16 protein-coding genes and 1 tRNA gene are annotated in these 15691 nt (G+C 71.1%); 10 read left to right on the plus strand and 7 right to left on the minus strand.

All coding sequences use genetic code 11. From position 1 onward, the window contains the following. The first annotated feature begins 114 nt into the window (after positions 1-114). Positions 115-1029: a Yip1 family protein gene (locus ACIPK4_RS07785; protein WP_402309989.1), complete on the plus strand. Its 915-nt coding sequence runs from the start codon at positions 115-117 to the stop codon at positions 1027-1029. Between the two features lie 132 nt (positions 1030-1161). Here ACIPK4_RS07785 and ACIPK4_RS07790 read toward each other — a convergent pair whose 3' ends face one another. Next, the gene (locus tag ACIPK4_RS07790) at positions 1162-1659 is read right to left on the minus strand and encodes a phosphoribosyltransferase (RefSeq protein WP_054221688.1); all 498 of its coding nucleotides are present in this window, start codon (positions 1657-1659) and stop codon (positions 1162-1164) included. Next, positions 1656-2243: a dCTP deaminase gene (gene dcd / locus ACIPK4_RS07795; protein ID WP_054221687.1), complete on the minus strand. Its 588-nt coding sequence runs from the start codon at positions 2241-2243 to the stop codon at positions 1656-1658. Before dcd ends, ACIPK4_RS07790 begins: the two co-directional genes overlap by 4 nt. A 481-nt stretch (positions 2244-2724) precedes the next feature. Between dcd and ACIPK4_RS07800 the strand changes: the two genes are divergently transcribed. After that, positions 2725-2798 (plus strand) — tRNA-Gly (locus ACIPK4_RS07800). A 1598-nt stretch (positions 2799-4396) separates the two neighbouring features. On the opposite strand, the gene ACIPK4_RS07805 is transcribed toward ACIPK4_RS07800, so the two are convergent. Next, the gene (locus tag ACIPK4_RS07805) at positions 4397-5011 is read right to left on the minus strand and encodes a TetR/AcrR family transcriptional regulator (RefSeq protein WP_402309992.1); all 615 of its coding nucleotides are present in this window, start codon (positions 5009-5011) and stop codon (positions 4397-4399) included. 134 nt (positions 5012-5145) lie between these two features. Here ACIPK4_RS07805 and ACIPK4_RS07810 point away from each other — a divergent pair, with 134 nt between their 5' ends. Further along, a complete protein-coding gene (locus tag ACIPK4_RS07810; protein WP_402309995.1) occupies positions 5146-6072 on the plus strand; it encodes an alpha/beta fold hydrolase in 927 nt (308 codons plus the stop codon). 56 nt (positions 6073-6128) lie between these two features. Here the strand turns inward: ACIPK4_RS07810 and ACIPK4_RS07815 are convergent, their stop codons facing one another. From ACIPK4_RS07815 to ACIPK4_RS07825, 3 genes are all read right to left on the minus strand, one after another. Next, the gene (locus ACIPK4_RS07815) at positions 6129-7106 is read right to left on the minus strand and encodes a hypothetical protein (protein WP_402309997.1); all 978 of its coding nucleotides are present in this window, start codon (positions 7104-7106) and stop codon (positions 6129-6131) included. 27 nt (positions 7107-7133) lie between these two features. Next, positions 7134-8636 (minus strand): APC family permease, encoded by a 1503-nt coding sequence (locus ACIPK4_RS07820; protein ID WP_402309999.1) that lies wholly within the window; start codon positions 8634-8636, stop codon positions 7134-7136. Between the two features lie 318 nt (positions 8637-8954). After that, the gene (locus tag ACIPK4_RS07825) at positions 8955-9851 is read right to left on the minus strand and encodes a sigma-70 family RNA polymerase sigma factor (protein WP_402310002.1); all 897 of its coding nucleotides are present in this window, start codon (positions 9849-9851) and stop codon (positions 8955-8957) included. A gap of 96 nt (positions 9852-9947) precedes the next feature. Between ACIPK4_RS07825 and ACIPK4_RS07830 the strand changes: the two genes are divergently transcribed. Together ACIPK4_RS07830 and pucL are read left to right on the plus strand one after the other, a co-directional pair. Continuing rightward, positions 9948-11300: an aspartate aminotransferase family protein gene (locus tag ACIPK4_RS07830; protein ID WP_402310005.1), complete on the plus strand. Its 1353-nt coding sequence runs from the start codon at positions 9948-9950 to the stop codon at positions 11298-11300. A gap of 230 nt (positions 11301-11530) precedes the next feature. Then, on the plus strand, positions 11531-12448 hold the full coding sequence (pucL, locus tag ACIPK4_RS07835; RefSeq protein ID WP_402310008.1) for a factor-independent urate hydroxylase: 918 nt from the start codon (positions 11531-11533) through the stop codon (positions 12446-12448). 25 nt (positions 12449-12473) lie between these two features. Here the strand turns inward: pucL and ACIPK4_RS07840 are convergent, their stop codons facing one another. Continuing rightward, on the minus strand, positions 12474-12929 hold the full coding sequence (locus tag ACIPK4_RS07840; protein WP_402310011.1) for a histidine phosphatase family protein: 456 nt from the start codon (positions 12927-12929) through the stop codon (positions 12474-12476). A 191-nt stretch (positions 12930-13120) separates the two neighbouring features. Here ACIPK4_RS07840 and ACIPK4_RS07845 point away from each other — a divergent pair, with 191 nt between their 5' ends. The 5 genes from ACIPK4_RS07845 to ACIPK4_RS07865 all read left to right on the plus strand — a co-directional run bounded on the left by ACIPK4_RS07845 (position 13121) and on the right by ACIPK4_RS07865 (position 15679). Then, positions 13121-13333 carry a CbtB-domain containing protein gene (locus ACIPK4_RS07845; protein ID WP_327284483.1) on the plus strand — a complete coding sequence of 71 codons (213 nt, stop codon included), beginning with the start codon at positions 13121-13123 and terminating at the stop codon, positions 13331-13333. Positions 13334-13362: 29 nt separating this feature from the next. After that, positions 13363-14118, plus strand: coding sequence for a CbtA family protein (locus ACIPK4_RS07850; RefSeq protein ID WP_082410248.1), 756 nt, complete (start codon positions 13363-13365; stop codon positions 14116-14118). A gap of 21 nt (positions 14119-14139) precedes the next feature. Continuing rightward, positions 14140-14385, plus strand: coding sequence for a hypothetical protein (locus tag ACIPK4_RS07855; RefSeq protein WP_054221672.1), 246 nt, complete (start codon positions 14140-14142; stop codon positions 14383-14385). A 211-nt stretch (positions 14386-14596) separates the two neighbouring features. Then, positions 14597-15193, plus strand: a complete 597-nt coding sequence (locus tag ACIPK4_RS07860) for a hypothetical protein (protein WP_402310014.1) — start codon at positions 14597-14599, stop codon at positions 15191-15193. A 111-nt stretch (positions 15194-15304) separates the two neighbouring features. Then, a complete protein-coding gene (locus ACIPK4_RS07865; RefSeq protein WP_402310017.1) occupies positions 15305-15679 on the plus strand; it encodes a hypothetical protein in 375 nt (124 codons plus the stop codon). The last annotated feature ends 12 nt before the right edge of the window (positions 15680-15691 follow it).

Genomic DNA, 15691 nt, shown 5'->3' on the forward strand with positions numbered 1-15691 from the left:
ACACGGGACCGGCTCCCCGGGGTTCCCCTAGGGGATGTCACAGGTCAGCCGCAAACAGTGCTTATTCCGGCGGCCCGTCCACGACGAACCCCGGGACCAGGTACGTTCGATCACGTGGCTGGATTCAGGATCGGACGCGGCAGGGACAACAACCGCGCTCCCCAACAACCCCCGCGGCAGCAGCCGTACGGTCAGCAGCAGCAACCGCCGCAGGCGCCGTACGGCCAGCAGCCCTACCCTCCCCAGCAGCAGTGGCCTCAGCAGCCCGCCGCCGGGGACCACGGCGAGCCCGAGTACTTCGACCCGTACGGACAGCAGCAGCCGCCTCACCAGGCCCAGCAGCAGCCCCCGTACGGCCACGGAGGCGGCGGCGGTGGCTCGTACGCGAACGACAACCCGGGGCACACCCAGGTCTTCGCGTACGGCGAGGACCCGTACAGCCAGGGCGCGACGTACCACGCGGGCGCCGCGGCGGCCGCACCCACGGGCCCGCGGCTGCCGTGGAAGGAACTGCTCCGCGGCATCGTGATGCGGCCGGGGCCGACGTTCCTGCAGATGCGCGACTACGCGGTCTGGGGCCCGGCGCTGATCGTGACGTTCCTGTACGGGCTGCTCGCGGTCTTCGGCCTCGACGACGCCCGCGAGGACGTCATGAAGGCCACCGTCCCCAACGCCATCCCGATCGTCCTCAGCGCGGCCGTGGCCTTCGTCGTGTGCGGCCTGATCCTGGGAGCGGTGACGCACACGCTGGCCCGCCAGCTGGGCGGCGACGGCTCGTGGCAGCCGACCGTGGGCCTGTCGATGCTGGTCATGTCGATCACGGACGCGCCGCGCCTGCTCTTCGCCGTGTTCCTGGGCGGGGACAACATGGTCGTACAGGTACTGGGCTGGGCCACGTGGGTGGTGGCCGGGGCCCTGTTCACCTCGCTCATCAGCAAGTCGCACGACCTGCCGTGGCCGAAGGCGCTGGGCGCGTCCGCGATCCAGCTGGTCGCCCTGCTGTCGATCATCAAGCTGGGCACGCTGTAGGCAGGGCACGGCACGTGAGGTCACGGCGCGGCACGGCACGGCACGGCGCCGCCGCGCGAGCCGCGCGACAGACAACGCAGCGGAAAGGGCCCCCACCACGACCGGTGGGGGCCCTTTCCGCTGCGGAGGGGGTCAGGCGTCGAGGACCTGGCCCTCACGCTTCACGACGGGCGGCTCGACCGACCACGGGAAGTTGATCCACTCGTCGGTCTTCTTCCACACGTACTCGCACTTCACGAGCGAGTGGGACTTCTCGTAGATCACGGCGGAGCGGACCTCGGCGACGTGGCCCAGGCAGAAGTCGTGAACGAGCTTCAGCGTCTTGCCGGTGTCGGCGACGTCATCGGCGATCAGCACCTTCTTGTTGGTGAAGTCGATCGCCTCGGGCACGGGGGCCAGCATGACCGGCATCTCCAGCGTGGTCCCGACCCCCGTGTAGAACTCGACGTTCACGAGGTGGATGTTCTTGCAGTCGAGCGCGTACGCCAGGCCGCCGGCGACGAAGACCCCGCCGCGGGCGATGCTCAGGATGATGTCGGGCTCGTACCCGTCGTCGGCGATGGTCTGCGCCAGCTCGCGGACGGCGCGGCCGAAGCCCTCGTAGTTCAGGTTCTCTCGTACTTCGCTCATGCCTCGTGCCTCACCTGCGTGCGGTGGAAGTTCTGGAAGGAGCGCGAGGCCGTCGGGCCGCGCTGCCCCTGGTACCGCGAGCCGTACCGCTCGCTCCCGTACGGGAACTCGGCGGGCGAGCTGAGCCGGAACATGCACAGCTGCCCGATCTTCATCCCGGGCCACAGCTTGATCGGCAGGGTGGCGAGGTTCGACAGTTCGAGGGTGACGTGCCCCGAGAACCCGGGGTCGATGAACCCGGCGGTCGAATGCGTCACCAGCCCCAGACGGCCCAGGCTGGACTTCCCCTCCAGTCTGGAGGCGATGTCGTCGGGCAGCGAGATGACCTCGTAGGTCGACGCGAGCACGAACTCACCGGGGTGCAGGATGAAGGCCTCGTCACCCTCCGGCTCGACCATCCGGGTCAGGTCGGGCTGCTCGACCGCCGGATCGATGTGGGCGTAGCGGTGATTCTCGAACACCCGGAAAAAGCGGTCGAGACGCACATCGATGCTGGAGGGCTGCACCATCGACTCGTCGAACGGGTCGATGCGGACCCGTCCGCTGTCGATCTCGGCCCGGATGTCTTTGTCTGAGAGAAGCACGTCCCGAGGATACGCAGTGCGCGCGGACCACCCGCAATCGAGAGGGGCGGCCCGCGCGCCTCGCCGCCTATCGCTTGACGGCCGCCCCGACCGGCACGGCATGCCTCAGCCGCGCACACCGCGGACACCGCAGCAGCCGCCCGGGCCCGATCCGGCCGGCACCGAGGTGCTGCAGCGGGAACGAAGCGGTACTGAAAACGTGCCCTTCGGCACAACGGACGACGGTGTTCTCCATCGAGTCCCTTTCCCCAACCTGCCGTACTGCGACGAATCGCCACATTAGGGGATGATCGCGACCCGCTCCAGCCGCCACTCCAGCACCCGGGAACCGCCACCGCGCACGGGTACGTTACGCCCCAACTCCCGTCCCCACGACTGTCGGTGCACCCCACACACGACGACGACCCCGCGGCGGATTCACCGGGGGTCGATCATGGGGTAGAGTGTGCAACGGTACAGCTCCAGGAAACTGGAACGCCGTGCGGATGTAGTTTAATGGTAGAACATGAGCTTCCCAAGCTTATAGCGCGGGTTCGATTCCCGTCATCCGCTCCACAGCAAAGCCCCAGGTCAATGACCCGGGGCTTTCGTGTTGCCTAGACCTCTCTACCCTTCCCGTGCCAGATCCGTGCCAGATGCTTGCTCGGCGGCCTTGGCCCGCAGCGCCTGCACCCGGGCATCGATGCCGGCCGCAACCTCCCGCTGACGCTCTGGATGTGTGGTCCGAGTGCTGGTAGATCATGGCCGCCTTCTCCGAGGACCGGCCGGCCCGCACCCTCGTGTCCTTCGCGTGGCCCCGACTGCGTCGACAGGGTGTGCTTCTGCCCGGTGTGACGAAGGTCGTAGAGGGTGGTCGCGGTCAGTGGACCGCCTATCAGTGTCCGGACCACCCCAGTTACTAACTGGCATGTATCTGGCATCTCTGGCATTTGGGTCTTCATACGCCAGGGTGCGCCATGGAACGCGATGGCCCGCCCTCTTGATTCGCCAGGGTTCGCCAGGGTGCGCTCGGTGGAGAACCACGGTTGAACGGCGGCACTCTGGGCAATGAAAGAGCCCGCCAGCACCGCTGTGGCTGCAACCGATTGCGGTACTGACGGGCATACGACGCTTGCAAAGGAAGCATCTCTATGAGTTTGACGCCTCGACGGTGGCCGCTGTCAAGCACTCTGGGCAGCCCCTGGGCATCGGTTGTCATCATTGTGGTTGTCGTCTGGCGCGTGCCTGCAGAACTCGTTGTGGCCGTACTGCCCTTGCTGGGAGGCGTGGTAGCCCTGCTGTTGGGCAAGGAGGCTGGCGAGCAGGAGACGGCGCCGTCTGTGCGACACGGTTGATCCTGCTAGCAGCGGCGTACGGCAACCGCAATGACTGTTGCTGACCTCTAGAACTACGGATCAGACGGTTGCGGAAGAGGAGACGGCTCGGCTTCGGCCGGGCCGTCTCAGTTTCCGTTTCATTCATCTCCGTCCGGGGCCGCCCATAGGGGACCAAGAGGCTAAGCAAGAATGGCGGCCGGCCGAGCGTGAACGCAGCTGAATGCCTGGGCACCCGCCCGTGATCGGTACCAACAGATTTCGGGGTGGACTGGATCGACTAAACGGACCTACCACTCCCGTCCCGTTCATGGGCGCAGGCCAGTGGCCTGCACGGGGCCCTTGTGCGCAACGGCGGCGAGGAGATCGCCAGATCGGAAGCAGGCCCTGCCGACGTCATCTTTCACGAGCAGGTCGCTCCCGACCCGGACGAGCCGCAGGGTGAGATCTACCACGCTGGGCCGCTCCCCGCTGCCGGGCGGTCTGGGCGTCGCAGCCCTGGACGGGCTCTGCTGGGCGGGTACTTCGCTGTCCTCGGGCTCTTCGCCCGGACGTTCCCACCAATGAGGAACACCTCGCCTTCCAGCTCGTCGGCCGCAGGGGGCGCAGGCCGCCGCACGGTTCGTCGGTGAGACGTACGGCGCCCTCCGCCTCCGGGGATCGTGAGCCTCGTGCCTCAAGGTTCCCTGGGACTGTCCGGGGCCTCATCGCCGCCTTGCGCGCCTCGCGAGACCGCTGCTGGATGTCCGGCCATTCGGACGTGCTCCCGTCACCGGCCGGTGTGCACCGGGGCGTGCACGGAAGCCGTGGGGTGTGCGCGGCCACCGGGAGGCGGTGCGATCAGGTGTGCTCCGGGGGCGAGAAGATGCGGTCCAGGTGGTGGTGGAGCACGGCGATGGCCGACTCCGGGGTGCGCTGGCCCACCAGGATGCTGGTGCCCAGGGTCGCCGTCATCGCGAGCAGACTGATCGCCTCCGTGCGCGGGGCGATCGCCGGGTCGGCCAGGCCTTCGGCCCGGGCCCGTTCGAGCAGGCCCGTCACGGCGTTCTCCGCGGCGTCGGGGTTGTCGATGAAGGGCTGCGCCGCGAGCGCCTCGTCGGTCACCGACAGGATCGAGTAGGAGCTGTAGAGCAGGTGGAAGGTGCGGCCCTCGTCGTCGGTGGGGAGGGAGGCCAGCAGCAGCGCTTCCACGGTCGCGCGCGGTCCGGGGTCCGCTCCGGCGGCGGCGAGGCGGGCGCCGACGCGTGCGGTGAAGCGGTCCGTCAGGTGCTGGAGCCCGTAGAAGAGCAGCTTCTCCTTGGTCTCGAAGTAGTACTGGACCAGCCGGAGCGACACCCCCGCCTCCGCCGCCACGTCGCGCATGCCGACGGCGTGCAGTCCCCGTCGCCCCGCCACCCGGATGAGTGCGTCGGCGATCTGGGCGCGTCGTTCCTCGTGGTCCACGCGCTTTGGCATGCCGGTGTCTCCGCCCGTCGGCCGCGTTCGCCGCCCGGCCTTCCCGGGTCTCTTCACGGCCCCTTCATGGTACCGCCGTACCACCATTATGATACGGTCGTATCACGAAGAACGGATCTTCCAGGAGGTGCCCCGTGCCCGAGACCACGACCCGCGTGCGCCGCGACGTCGGCCGCTACGTCAACGACACCCTGCGCGACCGCTACTTCGCCGCCTCCGACGTCCTCTACGCGATGGGTGCGCCCCTCCGCTCCGAGACGGACGTCGAGACGAGCTTCGGCACCACGCACGTCTACCGGTACGGCCCCGCGGACCCGGCCGCCGAGTCCCGCACCCCGGTGGTCCTGATCCACGGCGCGGGCTACTGCTCGGCGATGTGGTACCCCAACACCCCCGCGCTCAGCGCCGACCGGCCCGTCTACGCGCTCGACACCCCCGGCGACGCCGGGCGCAGCGTCCAGCGCGAGCCGATGTGGCAGCCCGAGCGGGCCGCGCAGTGGATGGACGAGGCCCTCGACGCGCTCGGTCTCGACCGGGTCCACCTCGTCGGTTCGTCCTACGGCGGCTGGCTGGTGCTCAACCAGGCGCACCTGCGGCCCGGACGGCTCGCCTCCGTCACCGCCCTCGACCCGGGCGGCCTGGAGAAGGTGGGCCTGCGCTTCTTCGCGTGGGTCTTCGTGAGCCTCTTCGCCTCGTTCGCACCCAAGGCGCTGCGTCCGCGGCTCGCCGCCTGGCTGGAGCAGCCCGTCCTCGTCGTGCCCGAGATGCGCACCTGGATCCACGCGGGCGCCCGGGCCTTCCGGATACGCCGCCCCGCCCCGCAGCCGCTGACCGAGGACGCGCTGCGCTCCATCCGCACCCCGCTCTACGTGATCATGGGCAAGCGCAGCCTGCTGGTGCACCCGCGACGGCAACTGGAGCGGGTGCCGCGCCTGGTCACCGGGGCCCGCGCCGAGATCGTCGGCGCGACCGGCCACGGACCGCAGATCGACCACCCGGACGTCGTCAACACCCGGATGCTGAGCTTCATGGAGGACGTCGACAGCACGCTCCGCCACTGACGTGCAGGGCGAGGCGGTCGGGACAGGCGGTCGGGGCGGGCGGTCGGGGCGGGCACTCAACTGTTCCGGCTGCGGACGGGCGTTCCCGCCGCTGCGGCGCGCGTACGCCAGCGCGTGTACTGCTGTTCGGGGTCGCCCGTGTACGACCAGGGGACCCGGGTGGCCCGGCCGTCCAGGAGTTCGAACACCGTGGCCGCCTCCGTGAGCAGTCCGGCGTGGACCAGGGCGTGGGCCAGGTGGTTGAGGTCGGCCACGTCCTGGGCCTGGACGGCCGTACGGAATCCGATCCAGCGCTCCATCGTCGTGCGCAGGTCCCACAGTTCGGCGTCGCCGTTCCAGTGGTGCAGCAGGTCCAGGCGGCCCGGGCCCTCCCGCTCCGCCCGGTGCCGGTACTGCTCCGCCCGCGCCACCTGCGGCAGGACCGCGAGGGGCGAGCCCAGCGGGGCGGCGGCCGCACGCTCCCGGGCGAAGGTGGACGCCTGGCCGTGCGAGCCGTGCCAGCGGGCGGACATGTAGCGCAGCCCCTGGTGGTGCGCCTCCCGGTGGTGCGGGTCGCGGGCGCAGAGCTCCTGCCACCACCGGCCCGTCTCGGCGTGTCCGCCCTCGTACAGCCGGGCCAGGGTCACCAGGGAGACCCACGGATGGGGGTCGTCGGGGGCCGCGTCGGCGGCGTGCAGGCAGATCCGGGCCGTCCAGTCGAGGCGGTTCGCGGCCGGCATCGTCCCGCGGCGGGCGACCGCGAACATCCGCATGACCTCGATGTCCGCGCGCAGCACGACCGCGTCGGCGCTGTGCGGTTCGGCGGACTGCCAGGCCTCCGCGACGCGCCGGTCCGCGGCGGCGTTCGCCAGCAGCCGGATGCGGTGGCTGCGCCGGTCCCAGTCGTGGGGGCCGCCGGCGGCGAGCAGGTCGCGCGGACCCTGCCAGCGGCCCGCGGCGACGTCCTGGCAGGCCTCCGCGAGGGCCTTGTCGCCGAAGGCCGGGTCATAGTGCGGCGCCGCGGCGGAACGGCGGCGTTTCCAGGCCATGACCATGCGGGACCCCCTCCTGGGAACATCGGATCAGAAGTCGGTGAGCAGTTCCCCGTTCCCGCCGCAGCCGCCCCTGGAGGCGGGGTCGGGGCCGGTGCCCCCGTACGCGGCGTCGACGGCGCGGGCCCGCCCGGGATCCAGCGGGACCCGACGGTGGTACGCGGGGGCGTGCCGTCGGGAGCGCAGCATCGGCAGGATGCCGAGCCCGAGGCCGCCGAGGCCGATGCCGAGGGCGAGGCCGTTCAGCTCGGCCACCGACCGTACGAGGATCCACACCATGAACAGCCCGCCGCCCAGCGGCCACAGGCCGACGAGGAGCAGGTTCCGTACGGACGAGAACAGCTCCCTGCGGTGGACGGCGACGGCGCAGAACGCGGTGAGGCCGTAGTAGAAGCAGATCAGGAGTCCCGTGCCGCTGACCGCGTCTGCGAGCAGCAGCGCCCCGGAGCGGCTGCCGGGAACCGACCCGGCGGCGACGGTGCACGCGAGCGCGACGCACACCACCACCAGGGTGGCCGTCCACGGCGTCCGCCGTCGGGGGTGGACGCGGCCGAACGCCGGGTGGAGGGTGCGGTCCCGGCCCATGGCGAACAGGGTGCGGGTGGCCTGGATCAGCGTGGTCTGCAATGTGGCGACGGTGGAGAGCAGCACCGCGAGGACGAGCAGCCGGCCGCCCCGGCCCGGCCAGACCGCATCGCCGAGGACGGTGAGGAAGGAGTCGGGGTTCTGCCGTACGACATCGGCGCCGACGAGGATGTTGACGCAGAGGGCGAAGACGACGAACAGCGCGGAGCACGTCACGATGCCGATCACCCCGCCCGGCCCCGGGCCGGGGCGGCCGCCTCGGGTCTCCTCGCCGAGGTTGCCGGTCACGTCCCAGCCCCAGTACGCGAAGACGGCGATCAACGCGCCGGTCATGAAGTGGTGTTGGCCGTCGAAGTGACCGAAACCGAACCAGGAGGGCGAGAATTCGGCCACGGTGCCGTCCTGCGACAGGGCGGCGACGGCGACGGCGACGAGCAGGACGAGCTGTACTCCGGTGATGACGCTCTGGGCGCGGGCGCTGATGCGGACGCCGTACATCACCACGCCGGCCATGAGCAGGAACCAGCCCGCCCCGACGGCCGTGGCCAGGGCGGTGTGCCCGGCCGGCCCGGCCCCGAACAGGGACAGCGTCGCGGCGCCGGCCGGGCGCGTGGCCGAGGCCATGAACACGGTGGCGCAGACGACGAGCGCCCAGCCGCTGAGGAAGCCGAGGAGGGGGTGCAGCGACCGGCCCACCCAGCCGTACGCGGCGCCCGCGCCGGGGTCGAGCCGGCCCAGGTGGCGGAAGGCGAGGGCGATGCCGACGACGGGGAGCGCGCAGTACAGCAGGACGGCCGGGCCGGCGACGCCGACGGCGGCTATCAGCGCGGGGAACGTGCCCGCGATGGTGTGGGCCGGGCCGCAGCCCGCCACGGCCATCACGACGGAGTCGAACGTGCCCAGCGCGTCCGCCCGCAGACTCCCTCCGGCGCCAGAGTTCTTGCTCACGATCACGTCTTTCCGGGGACGGGTACCAGCGGGCCGACTGCGCGGGCGTTCGCCTGCGACGCCCGTGCCGTGTGACCTGACGCGCCGGGCGGAGGAGGGGGGCGGGGAGGCGACGTGGGGAGGGGGACCGGGGGATCGGGACCGGGAGGACCGGGAGGGGCCGGAGCGTGGCGGTGGCCGGCGCGTCGGAGCGCGGGCGGCCTCGCGGTGGCGTTCCCCGCCCTTGCAGTGCCGGGCCGGTCGCGGTTCGCACGACCGGGCGGCTGAACAGGAACCAGATCCTGCCCAAGCCGCCCGGGATGCGCAAGGGTTCCCGGGTCAGTCGCCCAGGACCGCCTCCAGGTCGATCCGCGCGAGGCGCTCGGGGTCCGTGAGGATGTCGAGCGCGACGACCTTCCCGTCCTTGACGGTGAACGCCATGACCGACAGGGGCTTGCCCTCGGCCAGCGCGAGCACACCCGGAAGGCCGTTGACGAGCACCGGACGGGCCACCGCGGCGAACCTGGCGAAGGTGATCGCCTGCGAGGCGACCTGTGCCGCCCCGCGCAGGACGGCGCTGGGGCGCAGCGCGCCGCCGTCGGAGCGGGCGATGATCTCGGGGTCCAGGAGGTCGACGAGCGCGTCGAGGTCACCGCCGCGCGCGGCGGTGAGGAACGCGTCGACGACCTCGCGGGTGCGCACCAGGTCGGCGTCGGGGGTGGGCGCGGCGTCCTGGACCCGGCGGCGGGCACGGCTGGCGAGTTGCCGGGTGGAGGCGGCGGTACGGCCGAGGACCGGGGCGATCTCGTCGAACGGGACGGCGAAGAGGTCGTGCAGGACGAAGGCGAGCCGTTCGGCGGGGCCCAGCGCCCCCAGGACGACCAGCAGGGCGATGCCCACGGAGTCGGCGACGAGCACCTCGTGCTCCGGATCGACGCCGGCGGGCCCGGTGACGACCGGGTCGGGGAGCCGGACGTAACCCTCCTGGTCGTACAGCGGGTCCTCACGCCGTGAGTGGCGCGACCGCAGCATGTCGAGGCACACCCGGCCGACGACCGTCGTGAGCCAGCCGCCCAGGTTCCCCACGGCGGTGACGTCCGAGCGGCTCAGCTTCAGCCACGCCTCCTGCACGGCGTCCTCGGACTCGCTCAGCGAGCCCAGCATCCGGTAGGCCACGGCCCGCAGATGCGGCCGGTGCTCCTCGAACCTCCGGGCCAGGGCGTCCTGCTCGCTCACCTGTCACGTCCTCGTGTCGTGATCGTCAGTGCACGACGCAACGTTAACCGGACGGCCTTCCCCGGAGTCCACATCATGGACAACTACGCTCAGGACATGAACGCTGAAGCCGCCGACGCGCTCGCCGCCGTGAAAGACGCCGACCGCAAGCATGTCTTCCACTCCTGGTCCGCGCAGGAGCTCATCGACCCGCTCGCCGTGGCCGGGGCCGAGGGCTCGTACTTCTGGGACTACCAGGGCAACCGCTACCTCGACTTCTCCAGCGCCCTCGTCTACACGAACATCGGCTACCAGCACCCCAAGGTGACGGCGGCCGTCCAGGAGCAGGCGGCCAGGCTCTGCACCGTCGCGCCCGGCTTCGCCGTCGACGTCCGCTCGGAGGCGGCCCGGCTGATCGCCGAGCGCACCCCCGGCGACCTCGACAAGATCTTCTTCACCAACGCGGGCGCCGAGGCCGTCGAGAACGCCGTACGGATGGCCCGGCTGCACACCGGCCGGCCCAAGGTGATGTCCGCGTACCGCTCGTACCACGGGGCGACGTCCACTGCGATCAACCTGACCGGGGACGCCCGCCGCTTCGGCAACGACAGCGCGACCGCCGGCGTCGTGCACTTCTGGGGGCCCTTCGCCTACCGCTCGCCCTTCTACGCGGCCACGGAGGCCGAGGAGTGCGAACGCGCCCTGCGCCACCTCGAGGACACCATCGTCTTCGAGGGCCCGCAGTCCATCGCCGCGATCATCCTGGAGACCGTCGGCGGCGCTCCGGGCGTGCTCGTCCACCCCGACGGCTACCTGGCGGGCGTCCGCGAGCTCTGCGACCGCTTCGGGATTGTCTTCATCCTCGACGAGATCATGGTCGGCTTCGGCCGCACCGGGCGGTGGTTCGCCTCCGAGCACTGGGGCGTCACCCCCGACCTGATCTGCTTCGCCAAGGGCGTGACCAGCGGTTACGTCCCGCTCGGCGGGGTCGCCATCTCGGCCGCCATCGCGGAGACATTCGCCCGCCGGCCCTACCCGGGCGGGCTGACGTACTCCGGTCACGTCCTGGCCTGCGCCGCCGCCGTGGCGACGATCAACGTCATGGAGGAGGAGGGCATCGTCGAGCAGTCCGCCCGCACCGGCGCGGAGCTGCTGGGCCCCGGCCTGCGCGCCCTCGCCGAGAGGCACCCCTCGGTCGGGGAGGTCCGCGGTCTGGGCACGTTCTGGGCCCTGGAGCTCGTACGGGACCGGCGCACGCGCGAGCCGCTCGTGCCGTACAACGCCTCCGGCGCGGACAACGCGCCGATGGCCGCATTCGGTGCCGCCTGCAAGAAGGGCGGGCTGTGGCCGCTGACCGCCGGCAACCGCATCCACGTCGCACCGCCCTGCAACATCGGCCCCGAGGACGTGGCCAAGGGCCTCAGGATCCTCGACGAGGCCCTGTCGGTCGCGGATACGCACGCCGTCTGACCTGCACGGACATGCGGTCGCCCAATCCGTGGGTGCCGCTCTCGGAGGATCCGCGCCATTACGAACAGCACGTGAACGTGCTGAAATCCGACAGAGCACCTACGGACCGGGATGCACGTCAGTCCCGGGGCGGTCCAGTGGGACCGAACGGCGGGGAGCGGGCCGACCGCTGGACGCCGGGCGTACGGGATCCAGTCAGCCGGACTCCGTGTACCCGAAGGAAGACAGCCATGAGCAAGCACATCCTGGCGCAGAACCAGTACGGCAAGGCCGAGAACCGCATCGTCAAGGTCACCCGCAAGGGCGCCGAGGGATCGTGGCACGAGATCCGGGACCTGAACGTGTCGGTCGCGCTCCGGGGCGAGTTCCGTGATGTCCACCTGACCGGCGACAACGCCAACTGCCTGCCCACCGACACCACCAAGAACACGGTGTACGCCTTCGGCAAGGAGCACGGCATCGCCTCCCCCGAGGCCTTCGGCATCCTGCTCGCGAAGCACTTCGTCTCCTCCCAGTCGCCGATCCGCGAGGCGCAGATCCGGATCGAGGAGTACGCCTGGGAGCGGATCCCGGTCCCGACGCGCAAGGAGCAGCACTCCTTCGTCCGCAAGGGCCAGGAGGTGCGCACCGCGCAGATCACGTACAGCGAGACGACCGGTCTGCAGGTCATCTCGGGTCTGAAGGACCTGACCGTGATGAACTCGACGAACTCCGAGTTCCACGGCTACATCAAGGACAGGTACACGACGCTCAAGGAGGCGTACGACCGCATCCTGGCGACGAAGGTCACCGCGCGCTGGGCGCACTCGGCGCTGGCCGGCGACGACGACGCTTTCGACTGGGACCAGTCGTACAAGAAGGTCCGCAAGAACATGCTGGAGGCCTTCGCCGAGACCTACTCGTACTCGCTCCAGCAGACCCTGAACCAGATGGCCGAGCGGGTGCTCGACAACTGCCCGCGGGTCAACGAGGTACGCCTCAACCTGCCCAACAAGCACCACTTCCTCGTCGACCTGGAGCCCTTCGGCCTCAAGAACGACAACGAGGTCTACTTCGCGGCGGACCGGATGTACGGCCTGATCGAGGGCACGGTCCACCGCGACGGCGTACAGCCGGTGATCGCGACGAGCGACTGGATCGTCGCGTAGGCACCGGCAGTACCGGGGGTCGTCCTCACGGTTCGTCCAGCGGCCGGCCGAGCTGGAGGTTCCACCGGCCGAGCCGCCCGGTGAGGGTGGTCACGGTGTCGGGGCGTACGTCCAGGCGCCAGAACGCGGCGGCCGGCAGCTCCAGCGCGTGCACGACGGCGGCCCGTACGACGGCCTGGTCGACCACCGCGCGATGGGTGCCCGCCGCCAGCCCGCCGAGCACGGCGCCGACGCGGGCGATCAGCGCGGCGACGGACTCCCCGCCGGGCGGAGCGTAGTCGGGGTCGGTCAGCCACCGGTGCACAGCGGCCGGATCCTCGGCGGAGACCTGCTCCAGGGTCCGGCCCGCCCATTCCCCCGTGTCCGGGCCGCGCAGGCCCTCGTAGCCCGGGCACGGGTCGCCGTGGCCGAAGCGGGCCTGGCGGGAAGCGTCGTCGAACGGACGTCTCACGAACTGAACTCGTACCACGGCGCTCTTCATAAGGGGAGCGTAAACGCGGTACGGTCTCGGACGACAACCTAAAAAAAGACGACGGTATGACGGAAGTACCGGTGAGAGTCCGGCACGGTCGCGCCACTGTGAATCCTCCCGGAGGGGGAGGGGAAGTCAGACCCGCCATGTCGTCGCGAGCACCACTGACCGGGACGCGTGTTCCCTCTGGAGGTACTGCCATGGCTCACTCCGCCGTGCCCACGACGGCCCCTGCCGTCGCCCCGATTTCGCTCTCCGCGCTCGCCCCCTGGGCCCTGTTCGTCGGCGTTCTCATGCTCGTCCTGCTCTACCTCGTCGGCGCCGAGCAGGGCGCCACCGCGATCTTCCAGGGCGACACCGTCCACGAGTGGATGCACGACGGTCGCCACCTCCTCGGCTTCCCCTGCCACTGACCTCCGGCAGGCAAGGGAAGAACCGAACCATGAACCCCATTTCACCCCGCGTCCTGCTGGTCCGGGGCATGCTGGCAGGCCTGTTCGCAGGCCTGGCGGCCTTCCTCGTCGCGTACGTCCTCGGTGAGTCCAAGGTCGACGCGGCCATCGCCATCGAAGAGGCGGGCCACGCCGCCCACGACCACGCCGAGGAGGCGGCCCCGGTCAGCCGGGCCCTCCAGGCCACGGCCGGCCTCGGCACCGGAACGCTCCTGTACGGGATCGCGCTCGGCGGCATCGCCGCGCTCGTCTTCTGCTACGCCCTGGGCCGTATCGGACGCTTCAGCCCGCGGGTCACGGCCCTGCTGGTCTCGGGCGGCCTGTTCGTCTCCGTCAACCTGGTCCCGTTCCTCAAGTACCCGTCCAACCCGCCGGCCGTCGGGGACCCCGACACCGTCGTCCGGAGGACCACCCTCTTCGTCCTGATGATCGCGCTGAGCGTGCTGCTGTCCTCGGCCGCGCTGATCCTGGGCCGGCGCCTGGCGCCCAAGCTCGGGAACTGGAACGCGTCGATCATCGCCACGGTCGCCTTCCTCGTGGTGGTCGGCATCGCCTACGCCACCCTGCCCGGCGTCAACGAGGTCCCGGCGGACTTCCCCGCCGCCCTCATCTGGCAGTTCCGCCTCGCGACGCTGGGCATCCAGATCGCGATGTGGACGACTTTCGGCCTCGCCTTCGGTTTTCTTGCCGAACGGTCTCTTGCCCCCGCCGCCCTGCCCAAGGAGGCTGTACAGCCCGCGAGCTGACGATGAGGGGGCCGGTGGGCCATGCAGACGGCGATCTGGGAATGGCGTGGCTGGACGGGCGCCGTCCCGTTATGGCTCAACACCGTGCTGCTGCTCCTGGCCCCTTTCACCGCGGTCACGCTCCTGGCCCAGGTCGGCGTCATCACGGCTCTGGCCGCCCTCGGCGGCCTGGCCCGCCACCTCTGGTTCGGTGACTACGGTCACCCGGCCGTCCACCTCGCCGCCGCCCTCATGGGGGCGGCGGCGGTCGTGTTCGTGGTCCTCTGATCGCCCGTTCGGCTGCATCTGTGGCAATGCCCCGCACACGGCCGGTCCACCCGCCGCCATCTGCGAAGACGTCCCGGCGGTGACGCCGACACGCCTGTGACGCGATGTCAGTCTCCGGCGTTGTAAGCGGTACTGACGGGCAGAGAAGGGTTCCACTGCTCTCAGGACACCCGGCCGCCGGAGCCGGGGGGATCGGACCAGGAGGGACTCCATGCCCCGCGCCAAGTGGGTGGCCGGCGTGCTGACCGTGGCTCTGCTGGGCACCGGCATAGTGATGCTGCGCAGTACGGAGGGCGCCCGGCCCACCGCGGCCACCGCCGCCGACGCACTGCCCTCCCGGGCACTGGGCCTGTCCGGCCACCGCCGGCTCGTCGAGCAGCTGGAGCACGCGGGTCATCACGCACCGGCCGGCAAGGGCTCCCGGCCGGCGCGGGCCGCCTCCATCGCACCCCTGCGGCCCGTACGGCCGCTGCGGCTGCTCATCCCCAGCCTGGGGGTCGACCTGCCGCTGGACGGCGACGGGGAGGAGGCCGCCTGGGACCGCGACGGCCCGGCACCGGGCTCGGCCGGCACCGCCGTGGTCACCGCCGCCGACCTGCCCCTCGCCCGGCTGCGGCGCGGGCTGACCATCGAGATCGCACGGGCCGACCGGCGTACCGCCGTGTTCACCGTCGACCGGGTGTCGCCCACCGTCAGCGGTCGCGGACAGCGGCCCGGACGTGCCCAACTGCGCCTGCTCAGCGGTGAGACCACCGTCCTGGCCCGGCTGACCGGCCACCACCGCACCGGCCGTCGCCACACCGGCTGAATCCGGCGGGCCGGCCCGCTGTCAGCCGAGGGGGGTGTCTTCGTCCCCCGGTCGGGGGCATTCTGCGGGCCGGTCGGGGAGTCGGCCGACGCGTCGGGGCAGACCCCTCGCATGAGCGGGACGCGGCATGCGCACACGGCACTGGCCAGGGCCCTCACGGCCGCCTGTGTCCTGCTGCTGTGCCTGTTCGCGGCCGGCCCCGGCGTCACGGCGGCCAGCGCGGCCACCGCCGCGGTCGAGCGCACCGGCTCCGGGGCGCCGAGCGAGCCCGGAACCCCCACCGAGAGGGAGTCCGATCCGGCCGCCGATCCCGAAGCCCGGGTCGCCGTACGACCGGTCGTGCGCGGGGTGCCGGGCGTACGGCAACTCCCGCGCCCGGTGTTTCACGTGAAACACCCCGGTCAGCCGGTACGCACAGAGGTGTGCGGGCCGGCCGGGCCGGCGCCGTCCGCGGTGACGGGGCGGAGTGTGGTCCTGCGCTGCTGAGGGTGCCGAGCA

The sequence above is a fragment of the Streptomyces sp. NPDC086989 genome (assembly GCF_044745505.1).
In the GTDB taxonomy this organism is placed as follows: Bacteria; Actinomycetota; Actinomycetes; order Streptomycetales; family Streptomycetaceae; genus Streptomyces.

Excerpts from the sequence above, each read along its gene's own strand:
- ACIPK4_RS07805 (WP_402309992.1), bottom strand. The coding sequence starts at position 5,011 with ATGCCAAAGCGCGTGGACCACGAGGAACGACGCGCCCAGATCGCCGAC.
- ACIPK4_RS07840 (WP_402310011.1), bottom strand. The coding sequence starts at position 12,929 with ATGAAGAGCGCCGTGGTACGAGTTCAGTTCGTGAGACGTCCGTTCGAC.
- ACIPK4_RS07830 (WP_402310005.1), top strand. The coding sequence starts at position 9,948 with ATGAACGCTGAAGCCGCCGACGCGCTCGCCGCCGTGAAAGACGCCGAC.
- ACIPK4_RS07865 (WP_402310017.1), top strand. The coding sequence starts at position 15,305 with ATGAGCGGGACGCGGCATGCGCACACGGCACTGGCCAGGGCCCTCACG.
- ACIPK4_RS07790 (WP_054221688.1), bottom strand. The coding sequence starts at position 1,659 with ATGAGCGAAGTACGAGAGAACCTGAACTACGAGGGCTTCGGCCGCGCC.
- ACIPK4_RS07815 (WP_402309997.1), bottom strand. The coding sequence starts at position 7,106 with ATGGTCATGGCCTGGAAACGCCGCCGTTCCGCCGCGGCGCCGCACTAT.
- pucL (WP_402310008.1), top strand. The coding sequence starts at position 11,531 with ATGAGCAAGCACATCCTGGCGCAGAACCAGTACGGCAAGGCCGAGAAC.
- ACIPK4_RS07855 (WP_054221672.1), top strand. The coding sequence starts at position 14,140 with ATGCAGACGGCGATCTGGGAATGGCGTGGCTGGACGGGCGCCGTCCCG.
- ACIPK4_RS07845 (WP_327284483.1), top strand. The coding sequence starts at position 13,121 with ATGGCTCACTCCGCCGTGCCCACGACGGCCCCTGCCGTCGCCCCGATT.
- ACIPK4_RS07850 (WP_082410248.1), top strand. The coding sequence starts at position 13,363 with ATGAACCCCATTTCACCCCGCGTCCTGCTGGTCCGGGGCATGCTGGCA.
- ACIPK4_RS07860 (WP_402310014.1), top strand. The coding sequence starts at position 14,597 with ATGCCCCGCGCCAAGTGGGTGGCCGGCGTGCTGACCGTGGCTCTGCTG.